The organism is Rheinheimera sp. (genome assembly GCF_020217005.1).
In the GTDB taxonomy this organism is placed as follows: Bacteria; Pseudomonadota; Gammaproteobacteria; order Enterobacterales; family Alteromonadaceae; genus Pararheinheimera.
In genome coordinates this window covers 1-10000 of the sequence record NZ_JAIWOI010000042.1, presented here as the reverse complement: position 1 = coordinate 10000, position 10000 = coordinate 1, and the positions used below count along the sequence as shown (strand labels likewise).

Genomic DNA, 10000 nt, shown 5'->3' with positions numbered 1-10000 from the left:
ATGTAAGCGGCAGCGAGACCAGTGAGCACGGCTGTGGTTAACACGCCCAAGGTAGCGAGCACAGAAGCGGGTTTCCATACCTGCCTAATTGAGGACATGGGGGTTTGTAACCCCCCGTCAAACAGAATAATAGCCAGGGCTAAAGAGCCTAAAGCATGAGCTATTTGCGCGTTATCAAACACAATACCACCAGGCCCATCTTCGCCCGCCAGCATGCCCACCATCAGAAATAGCACCAGGACGGGCAAACCCAACCTGGCTGACAGCTTGCTGGATAATATGCCAAAAATAATCAAAATAGCGGCCAATAAAATAATCTGGTCGATCATAAACATAAATGAGATTCTCGCTTTAAGGCTGCAGACTGATGCTACAGCACAGCTACAAAATGCAGACAGTTCAATTCAAAGCATACCGTCTGCTTGTACTGGTGAACGAACTACGTCAGCTGCGCTGGTGGTGCCCGGGCAGAAAAATGCAAAGTGAAGACAGAGCTGACCACGCTGACTAATAAAGCGCCGGACGGATAAACAACAAAGACGAATACAGCGTGATCTAACTGTACTATAGCGTCTTCGTCATCATCAGAAAAAACATGATGCTTCAGAGGCTGAGCAACAGAGGTGAGTTGTGACACGCTATGCACTGTTTGCTGTTCTGGCCGGTCAAGCCAGTCAGGTTCAATACAAAGCGTAGTAGCAGGAAAAATCCAAACCAGATACACAATCAAGGTGGCGAAACTTAAGTGCTTCGTTTTCAACAGCCTATACATATAAAAACCAGCCCCTCCTCTGCCTTACCCTGTTGATGACGTCTGTAGATAATACCATTGGACAGGCGGAGGTTAAGGATTAAATTTATCCAAACAGCCATCTGATGGTTCGGCCGGCCAGCCGCGCTATGACGAACTGTCCCTTATCAACTGGTTTTGATCGCATATTCCCCGCGGCCTCTTGTTCAGTGCTGCTTTTTTATGCTGTTATATTTTGGCAAACCACAGTTTTTTAAAACAACAACAAAAAGGATTGACCTATGCGCTTGCTCCCCCTTGCCTGTTTGATAAGTTCGGCTCTGCTTAGCACCAGTACTCTGGCTAGCCCCAAAGATCTGGCAGCTGCAATCAGTACCGATTACCAAAAGCATCTGGACCCCCTGTTTAAACATTTCCATCAAAACCCTGAATTGTCTTTTATGGAATTTAAAACTGCAGAGCGCTTAGCAAAAGAGTTAAAGGACGCAGGTTTTGAAGTTACCACCGGCGTTGGGAAAACTGGTGTGGTTGCTATTCTGAAGAATGGTAAAGGCCCCTTGGTGATGATGCGTGCTGATATGGATGCCTTGCCAGTCGAGGAAAAAAGTGGCTTGCCCTACGCGTCCAGAGTGAAAAGTAAAGACTGGCACGGTAATGAGGTTTCAGTCATGCATGCGTGTGGTCATGATATGCATATCACCAGCTTAGTGGGCACGGCCCGGCAGATGGTCAAGATCAAAGATCAATGGCAAGGCACGCTGATGCTGGTAGGCCAGCCAGCCGAAGAATATGTGGGCGGCGCTCAAAGTATGCGCGACGATAAAATCTGGCAGCGTTTTGGTACACCGGATTATGCCATGGCGCTGCATGTATCCAGTGAAATTGAAGCAGGTAAAATTGTGGCGGTCGAAGGCTCGCCCTACTCTGGCGTCGACTCCGTAGATATCCATATTCATGGTGTTGGGGCTCATGGTGCCAGCCCGCACCGGGGCAAAGACCCGATCGTCTTAGGTTCGCAAATTGTGCTGGCGCTACAAACTATTGTCAGCCGCGAAATAGCCCCAAAAGAGCCCAGCGTTATTACCGTTGGTTCCTTTCACGCTGGTTCTAAACACAATATTATCCCGGATGCAGCTCATTTACAGCTGACAGTACGAAATGACACTTTAGAAACCCGCGAGCAGCTGATCAGCGCTATTAAAAGAGTGGCGACCAATATGGGCCGGGTCGCAGGTTTGCCTGAAGATAAACTGCCTGTAGTGACTGTAGATCCTCAAACAACACCGCCCACGGTCAACGATATTCCGCTGACACAGCGTTTAAAGCAGCGTTGGGTGAGTCATTTTGGCGCAGATATTTTGGATCAGAACTACAAACGTTTAGGCATGGGTGCTGAAGATTATCCGTTTTTGATTATGAACCCTACGATTCAGAGTGTGTATTTCCAGATAGGTGGTACGCCTAAAGCCGATTTCGAACGCGAAAAACAAGGTGGAGCTCCGGTTCCGAGCCACCATAGTCCTTTATTTAAAATTGCGCCCGAACCTGCAATTAAGGCCGGTGTTGAGGCGACTGTGGTCGCTTTACTGGATTTAATGCCAAAGCAGTAACAAGAGCAGCGACCCAACCTCTCACCAGGCCCGTCTCAGACGGGCTTTTTTGAAAGACTAAGTTACAAATGAGTTTCGACTCTTCAGTTAAATCAGGTTAGTCTGATCAGCACATCATCAGTGATCTGCTTTAGGTCGGACGATGTTCCACAATTAATAACTAAAAGGAAAACGCAAAGTGCGCCATTCATTATTAGCTCTTAGCATTGCCGCATTACTGGCAGGCTGCAATCCAGCCCAGGACAGCAAAACAACAACTCCAGCCGCGGCTGAACCAGTCACAGCAGCAGAAACCAAAGCAGCTTTGTCTGAATCAGAGCGCTTAAATCAATGGTTTGAAACCAAATACGAAGAGCAGCTGCAAATGAGTCCGCTGCAAATGACGTTCTTAGGCCGTAAAGACAAACAGGATCAAATAGACGATGTCACTGAAGAAGGTGAGGACAAGCAACTGGCCTGGGCCGCAGCTTCTGTTGAAGAATTAAAGACTCAGTTTGATTACAGCAAGTTGGATACTGAAGCCAAGACTTCTTACGATTTATGGATTTACCAGTACGAGCAAAGCCGTGACGCTGCCGCGTTTCGCGTGAACACTTATGTTTTTAACCAGATGCAAGGTGTACACGCCTTATTGCCTCAAGTACTGATGAACTTCCATAAGGTAGACGAAGTGGCCGATATGGAAGCCTATGTCAAGCGTATAGGCGGTATTGCCAAAGCTATAGCTGAGTTACAGCAACGTGCAGCTAAATATGCTGAAGCCGGCGTACGTCCGCCACGTTTTGCTTACGAAGGTGTACTGGAGCAAGTGAATAATCTGCTGAACGGCGCGCCTTTTAAACAAAGCGATAAAGATGCGCCGCTATGGGCTGACGCCAAAACTAAAGTTGAAGCATTAAAAAAAGCCGACAAACTGGATGACAAAAAGGCTGAACAGTTACTGGCCGACGCTAAATCCGCTTTAACTACTCAGTTCCAGCCTTCTTACGAGGCTTTAGCTGCCTTTTTAACCAGCGAACTGGATAAAACCCAGGTCAATGTAACAGGTGTATCGACTCAACCAAACGGTGTGGCGTATTACAATCACAGATTAGCTCAGTCGACCACAACCAACTTAACCGCGGACGAGATTCACCAGATTGGTTTAAATGAAGTCGACCGTCTGACCAAAGAAATGATTGCAATCAAAGATAAAGTGGGCTTTAAAGGTTCTTTAAAAGAATTCTTCACTTTTATTAAAACTGACTCGCAATTCTTCTATCCAGACACAGATGAAGGCCGTCAGGGTTATTTGAAAGATTCAGAAGCTTACTTAGCTTTTATTGAGAAAAAACTGCCTGAATACTTTGGTATTCTGCCAAAGGCCGCTTTAACAGTGAAACGGGTCGAAGCCTTCCGTGAACAACCAGGCGCGGCTCAGCATTATTTCCCAGGTACACCAGATGGCAAACGTCCTGGTATTTATTATGCGCATTTGTCTGATATGAAACAGATGCCAAAAAATGAAATGGAAGCCATCGCCTACCACGAGGGCAGCCCTGGCCACCATATGCAGATTTCTATTGCCCAGGAATTAACCTCAGTACCCACCTTCCGTACCCAAGCCGGTTTTACCGCTTATGTAGAGGGCTGGGCTTTGTATTCGGAGCTGCTGGCTAAAGAGATGGGCGCTTATCAAAGCGACTACTCAGACTTTGGCCGTTTAATTACTGAAATGTGGCGTGCCGTGCGTTTAGTGGTTGATACAGGTATGCACAGTAAAGGCTGGACTGAACAACAAGGTATCGACTACTTCAAAGAAAAAACTCCTGTTGCTGAAGGTGCTGTTACCTCAGAAGTGCGTCGCTATTTAGTATGGCCTGGTCAGGCGACGGCCTACAAAATTGGTATGTTAAAAATTCTGGAAATCCGTGCCAAAGCCAAAGAACAGCTGGGTGATAAGTTTGATATCCGTGGTTTCCACGACACAGTTTTAGGTGGTGGCGCCTTGCCTCTGCAGGTACTGGAAAAACGTGTACAGAACTGGGTAGATAGCGTAAAAGCGGCTTAAGCTGTTTAGCTTTATTTATCAATGGCCCTTCACCGGGCCATTTTTTTAGCGATGAAGACGCTTGATACAACCATTTAGGTAGTACAGACGTATAGACGAATGATTTCCCAATAACAGGATGCTTTTATGTTTAGTTATGCCACTTTAGGTTCAAATGATCTGGATAAGGCTGTTGCTTTTTATCTGGAATTGTTAAAAGAGCAAGGCGCAAAAACCCTGATTAAAATGGACAGGATTATATTTATCGGCGAAAGCATGCAAAGCCCCATGCTTGCCCTTTGTATTCCATATAACAAAGAAGCTGCAACGCCTGGCAACGGCACTATGTTATCTATAGCGCCAGGCAGCAAAGAAAAAGTTGACGAGCTTTATCACAAAGCCATAGCTTTGGGTGCCAGTTGCGAAGGTGCGCCGGGTCAACGCCTGCCAAATAAATTTTATGGTGCTTACGTTCGGGATTTGGATGGCAATAAACTCTGTTTTAATCATTTTGGCTAATTGCTCATCACAGCCTGTTGACGTATAGAGATTGAATGTTGTTTGGTCTGATAACGATTTAAGCACCACTAAACGCAGCAAAAATGCTGCAAATTTCTGTTGAAACATCAAAGTGGTCACAAGCCGGACCTTAAGGCTTGTGGTCACTCTGATTTGAGTCTTGTTTTTTCGCCCCTTTAAATGTTAACCTCAGATTAACCAATTCATTCATTACAGGGACTAAGTAATGCACAAATCATTAGTGATTGGCTGCCTGCTTTTCAGTTGTTTGACCCAGGCAGACTTACTTGACGCGTTAAAATATTACGAAGAAAAACACTATGCTCAGGCGACAACTGAATTTAACAAGCTATTACCGCTTGGCAACGAGGTTGCCGCCTTTAATCTTGGGGCTATTTATCACAATGGCGAAGGCACTGCCGTAGATCATGTGAAAGCCCTGGCTTATTTTCAGTTGGCTGCGCAACTGGGCGATAGCAGAGCAGCTGCAGTGATCAGCGCTCTGACCAAGAGGCTTTCAGCCATAGAGCAACAACAAGCGGAGCAACAAGCCAGTCTGTTATTGGCTCAGGTGCAGATCAAAGAAATTACAGAAGAAAGAACGGATCTGATCGACTTTCCGGAAGTCGTCAGCCGCAGAGCCCCTGTTTACCCTAAAAACGCTGCGGCCAAAGGCATCTTTGGCTATAACGTGTTGAGATTCGTGATTGACGAGCAAGGCAATGTGTCCGCAGTGGAAGTTTTGGGGTCTTTTCCGGAAAAAACTTTTAATAAAAGTTCGATTGCTGCCGTTAAATCCTGGAAATATGCCGCTACGGGTAAAAAACATCAAGGTAAAGTGGCTTTGCACTATAGCTTAGGGCCATTGTCCAAATCAAAAGTAACTCAATTTATGCAAAAGCATCAGCTGCTGGACTATGCTGTCGCTGGTTCACCGCAACACCAATATATGCTGGGAACAGTGATGGATCTGTTGGCTACTAATGCGAACTATCATGTCAATGTCGACAAAAACTTAGCTCTGGAATTAACTACAGAGTTACCCGAACAATTTTTTAGTCGGAAGTCGTCGTTCAGAAGCAACATTGCCGGATTCTATGGCAGTGCTGAAGTCAAGACCGATGGTAAAGGCATAGTCACTGCAGTCATCTCTGCTGACAAAATGGACAAGCAGCAAGCCTCAGCCTTGTTGGTTGGTAAAGAATTGGATAACGATGCTCGTCATGGTCATTACAGACTATGGGCTGATCCGGGTAAAACCTCGTACGTGGAACCCATCATCACTGTGTCACAACTACACAGCAGCCATTACTGGTGGACTATAGCGGCGAAAAACGGCAGTTTGGAAGCACAACGTCAACTGGCTGCATTCTCGCCTCAGTGGGAAAACTACTTGTTGAACAATAACGACGCGCAAGTACTGACCTGGTCTGGCGTACGTAAAATGTTGCAAGGCGACACAGTGCAGGGTCAGTTGCTGTTAGATAAAGCCATAGCACAAAACTATCAGACGGCGGCCGAGCTCAAAGCAATACTCTGAGCTGGCGAACACTAAGCCCTGCTGCAGCCGGGCTTTTTTAACGCCCTGATTTACGCTCTAGCGCCGCATGCATATCCTCTAGTCGTATCCCTCTGGTATCTATACCATGACGTTGCAGTAAAAAGGCTGCTGTGACTAGAGCGGCCATGATGACCAAAGCAGATAAAGCCATCTGGTCAAACAAACCAAAGACGCCAAGCAATGCGCCTAAAATGCCGCCGAATTTTGAGCTGGCGGCCACAATACCAGAGCCTGTTCCTCGTAAATGCACGGGATAAATCTCCGCCGCATATGGGATCAACATGGCAATTACACCGCTGGAGCTAACCAGCAGCAACGCAATAGAGACGGACAACAAAAACACGGAGCGACTATCAAACCAGTCAAACAGGCAGAAACTCAGTAAAGATAAAGCGGTTAACAGAATAAACAACAACAGTGTTTTGATGCTGCTCCAACTGTGATACAACCAAATCACCAGCGCCACACCTGGCAATGCAAAAAAAGCAGACTTAGTAATAATTGCACTGGCCTGCCCTGCTAAGCCCATTTCGCCTAAATTGGTCGGCAGCCATAACATAAAACCGAAGTTCACCAGCCCCCAGGCCACACCTGCCGCGACTAAACCTAAAGTGATACCGGCATAATGCCCTTCGAGTAGCTGTTTAAATCCGGCCTTTGGCGCTGCAGGTTCTTCTTCGACCACTATGCTGCTTTGATCCTGCGATTGCACACCACTAAAACGTTGCAGCACCAAACGTGCCTCTGTCGTTAAACCTTTACTTGCCAGATATCGAGGTGATTCAGGAATATAACGGTTTAAGAAAATGACCAACAAGCCTGTGGGTAAACCCAGCATCCATAAAATACGCCAACTGAATAGTGGCTCCAGCAAAGCGGCAGAACCTGAAGCCACCAGATATCCCGCAGCAGTGCCAAAACCGCCTAAGGCCACCAACAGCCAGCCGCGGTGCGCAGCTGGAATAGTTTCAGCCATCAGAGTAAAGGTGATAGGTAACAAGCCCCCGGCAGATAAACCCATTAAAAAGCACATCACCAGATTCCACTCAAAAGACGGCATAGCACCACAAATAGCAGTACCAATAAACATCAGGGCTGACAATAAAATTGCAGCCCTGCGCCCGAATAAATCCGCCATCAGCCCCCAGATCACTGAACCTAGGGTGGTGCCTGTTAAAGCGACCAGGGCCAGCATACCGGCTTCTTTTGAACTGATACCATATTCAGCTTTCAGGCCTGGCATCACAAAACCTAAAGTCGCTGGTTTCATCACATCTACTATTACAGCGGCCATCAGTACCAAGACTAAAGTCCAGTGCTCTCTGTTAAGAGGTAACTGATCCGCCACATGAAAATGCAATTTGCTGCGATCCGCTGAACGAAGTTGTTCGAGCCTGGGCATCATACCGTACATAGCCAGGACTAAACCCAGCGGGATTAAGCCCATGCCTATCAGCATAGTGCTGTCCATTGGCATACCCACCATTTGATAGTTCATATGAGAAGCGTGGATAAACATAGGAACATGCGCCAACACCCCCAAGGTGATGCCAAGACACCCCAGCCAGAAGGCTAACGGATGGTAAAAATTTAAGCCCTGCGATTTCATCTGGTACGTCTCTGTGACTGGCCCCTGTTGAGGCACTTGTTGTGAGCCCTGAGCATACTGGGCCTACGCAGGTCAGAGCAAGAGTGCAGAACCTGCTTTTATGATAAAAGTTATTGATTGGAAAACAAAAAATAGCGCTGTTTTAGCTGGCAAATTCAGCTACCATAAATCTTCGTTCTGTCAGCCTTATACCAGTGTGTAAGGGCTGTTCCTGTACCCTGTTCCATCTGAGGATTGTATGCGTCGTTTTTCTGTTGCTTTGCTTTGTTTATGCAGTGGTTTTGCCCAGGCTAAACCCGGTGAACTGGTATTTTCCAGCGACTTTGAACAAGACGCCCATCAATGGAATATTCTCGCAGGTTGCCAACGCAGCTCTGAAATGGCTCGCACTGGTGTAAGCGCGTTGTTTTGTCAGGATGGCAGCAGCTCTTTAGTCAGTCGATATCCGGTGTCAGAACTGGGATTGCTGGAATTTTGGGTGAAACCTCAGTCAGCCTTTGCCAGCTACCGCATTAACATTTTGACCTCCTCTTCTGTCTCCCTGGATGCGCAGTGGCAACAGGTAGGCTTGATTGAAGCACCAGCCGGCACAGATGCTTACATGGCGCATCGTGTGTCTATTGACGATCCCGGCCGTAAATATCTGCGCTTAGATATTGAAACCCTGCATGGCGGCCTGGCGTTGGATGATGTGACACTGGATCGTATTTTGCTTGACACTGCGCTGCAAAAAAACGAGCAAAAAATTATCAGCGGCATTTTAGACAAGCTACAAACCAATAAAAACTACGAACTGCAAAGTGAGTCGTTCCGGACTATTGGCAAAAACTATGCTGCACAACTGGAAAGCCAGCGCCAATATCTGGAATATGCTAACGCTATTTATTCCACTATTACTTTTGCCTTAGCTAGTTCTGAGCGCAATAAAATGTCAAATCCCATGGCCTACTCTTCTTTCCGTACTATTTTGGCCGATACCAAAAGAGTGACATCGCCACTGCAACAAGCCAGGCTGAATTCGATGGTAAAACCTTTTGGTGATTTAACCACTGCCACATTAACTGTGGTCAGTGGCGGTTTGTACGCCGCTTTTGCTGAACCATTTAAATCCTTTTTGGCGACTGCTTTTGATAAATCCAATTATGAAAATGCCGATTTAAACCGCAAAGACCGTAAGTTTGCTGAAGAGAACGGTTTAAAAATTTATGAGCAAGCCGAGAAGTTTTTAAATGAGCTGGAAAAAGAATTGGTGCAGGTTTCTGCGCTGGAGAACGATTTACAAAGCATGCTGAAAATGGTTGAAGTCTTCCGCAAAGATTTAGACAAACACCTGCGCGACTATATTCAACACGCAGGACTTGCCCGCACTCAGGAAAATTACAGTCGTGTCATGAGTAAAGAAGACTCTATCCGGGCACTGGTGATCACTGAAGTAGAAAAAAATGTCACCACCAAAGCACAGGGCTACCTGGCAACCAATGATAACACTCAGCTAATTCAGTACATGTTAAAGACCTCAGAACAGCTTGAAGGCATGCAGGAGTTTAAAGAACGTTTTAACCAAATTACCTCTTCTGCCATTACGTTTTACGATAGATTTGAACGTTCGGTGGCACCAGATCAAAACCCCTTCACTGATGCCAAAGATAAAGCCGCCTGGGAACAACATGCCCAGAAAGCCCGCAGTTATATCAAGCAATCCAAAGAAGCTTTTGCCAAAGCTTATATGTAGCAATACAGCACCAGTCAAAGTACAAAGGACTTTGACTGGTGTGAAGATCGAACTTACTTAGCGGGGCGTGGCTTAGCTTTAGGTTTGGCCTTTGGCTTCACTTTATTGCTACTGTCCAGCTCAATGGAAGTGTGACTGGCTTTGTTGGAGCGACCTGATAACACCTTGCGTGAAATACTTTTTAACAAC

8 protein-coding genes are annotated in these 10000 nt (G+C 46.4%); 5 read left to right on the top strand and 3 right to left on the bottom strand.

The features are described from left to right. Both LDL40_RS02160 and LDL40_RS02155 read right to left on the bottom strand, forming a co-directional pair. Nucleotides 1-335, bottom strand: a 335-nt coding sequence (locus LDL40_RS02160; RefSeq protein WP_300993322.1) for a cation:proton antiporter, incomplete at its 3' end; no start/stop codon positions are given. A gap of 104 nt (nucleotides 336-439) precedes the next feature. Further along, complete coding sequence (locus LDL40_RS02155) at nucleotides 440-772, bottom strand: hypothetical protein (protein ID WP_300993320.1); 333 nt, start codon at nucleotides 770-772, stop codon at nucleotides 440-442. A 260-nt stretch (nucleotides 773-1032) separates the two neighbouring features. Between LDL40_RS02155 and LDL40_RS02150 the strand changes: the two genes are divergently transcribed. The 4 genes from LDL40_RS02150 (at nucleotide 1033) to LDL40_RS02135 (ending at nucleotide 6449) form a co-directional block, all read left to right on the top strand. Then, nucleotides 1033-2361: an amidohydrolase gene (locus tag LDL40_RS02150; protein WP_300993318.1), complete on the top strand. Its 1329-nt coding sequence runs from the start codon at nucleotides 1033-1035 to the stop codon at nucleotides 2359-2361. Nucleotides 2362-2539: 178 nt separating this feature from the next. Beyond that, nucleotides 2540-4411 (top strand): DUF885 family protein, encoded by a 1872-nt coding sequence (locus LDL40_RS02145; protein WP_300993316.1) that lies wholly within the window; start codon nucleotides 2540-2542, stop codon nucleotides 4409-4411. A 126-nt stretch (nucleotides 4412-4537) separates the two neighbouring features. Further along, nucleotides 4538-4909, top strand: a complete 372-nt coding sequence (locus LDL40_RS02140; RefSeq protein ID WP_300993314.1) for a VOC family protein — start codon at nucleotides 4538-4540, stop codon at nucleotides 4907-4909. A 226-nt stretch (nucleotides 4910-5135) separates the two neighbouring features. Further along, nucleotides 5136-6449 (top strand): TonB family protein, encoded by a 1314-nt coding sequence (locus LDL40_RS02135; protein WP_300993312.1) that lies wholly within the window; start codon nucleotides 5136-5138, stop codon nucleotides 6447-6449. Between the two features lie 37 nt (nucleotides 6450-6486). Here the strand turns inward: LDL40_RS02135 and LDL40_RS02130 are convergent, their stop codons facing one another. Beyond that, nucleotides 6487-8079 (bottom strand): MFS transporter, encoded by a 1593-nt coding sequence (locus LDL40_RS02130; protein WP_300993311.1) that lies wholly within the window; start codon nucleotides 8077-8079, stop codon nucleotides 6487-6489. A gap of 238 nt (nucleotides 8080-8317) precedes the next feature. Here LDL40_RS02130 and LDL40_RS02125 point away from each other — a divergent pair, with 238 nt between their 5' ends. Then, nucleotides 8318-9811, top strand: coding sequence for a hypothetical protein (locus LDL40_RS02125; protein WP_300993308.1), 1494 nt, complete (start codon nucleotides 8318-8320; stop codon nucleotides 9809-9811). The last annotated feature ends 189 nt before the right edge of the window (nucleotides 9812-10000 follow it).

Bases quoted from the DNA above. Each gene is read 5' to 3' on its own strand.
- LDL40_RS02155 (WP_300993320.1), bottom strand. From the start codon at position 772: ATGTATAGGCTGTTGAAAACGAAGCACTTAAGTTTCGCCACCTTGATT.
- LDL40_RS02150 (WP_300993318.1), top strand. From the start codon at position 1,033: ATGCGCTTGCTCCCCCTTGCCTGTTTGATAAGTTCGGCTCTGCTTAGC.
- LDL40_RS02140 (WP_300993314.1), top strand. From the start codon at position 4,538: ATGTTTAGTTATGCCACTTTAGGTTCAAATGATCTGGATAAGGCTGTT.
- LDL40_RS02135 (WP_300993312.1), top strand. From the start codon at position 5,136: ATGCACAAATCATTAGTGATTGGCTGCCTGCTTTTCAGTTGTTTGACC.
- LDL40_RS02130 (WP_300993311.1), bottom strand. From the start codon at position 8,079: ATGAAATCGCAGGGCTTAAATTTTTACCATCCGTTAGCCTTCTGGCTG.
- LDL40_RS02125 (WP_300993308.1), top strand. From the start codon at position 8,318: ATGCGTCGTTTTTCTGTTGCTTTGCTTTGTTTATGCAGTGGTTTTGCC.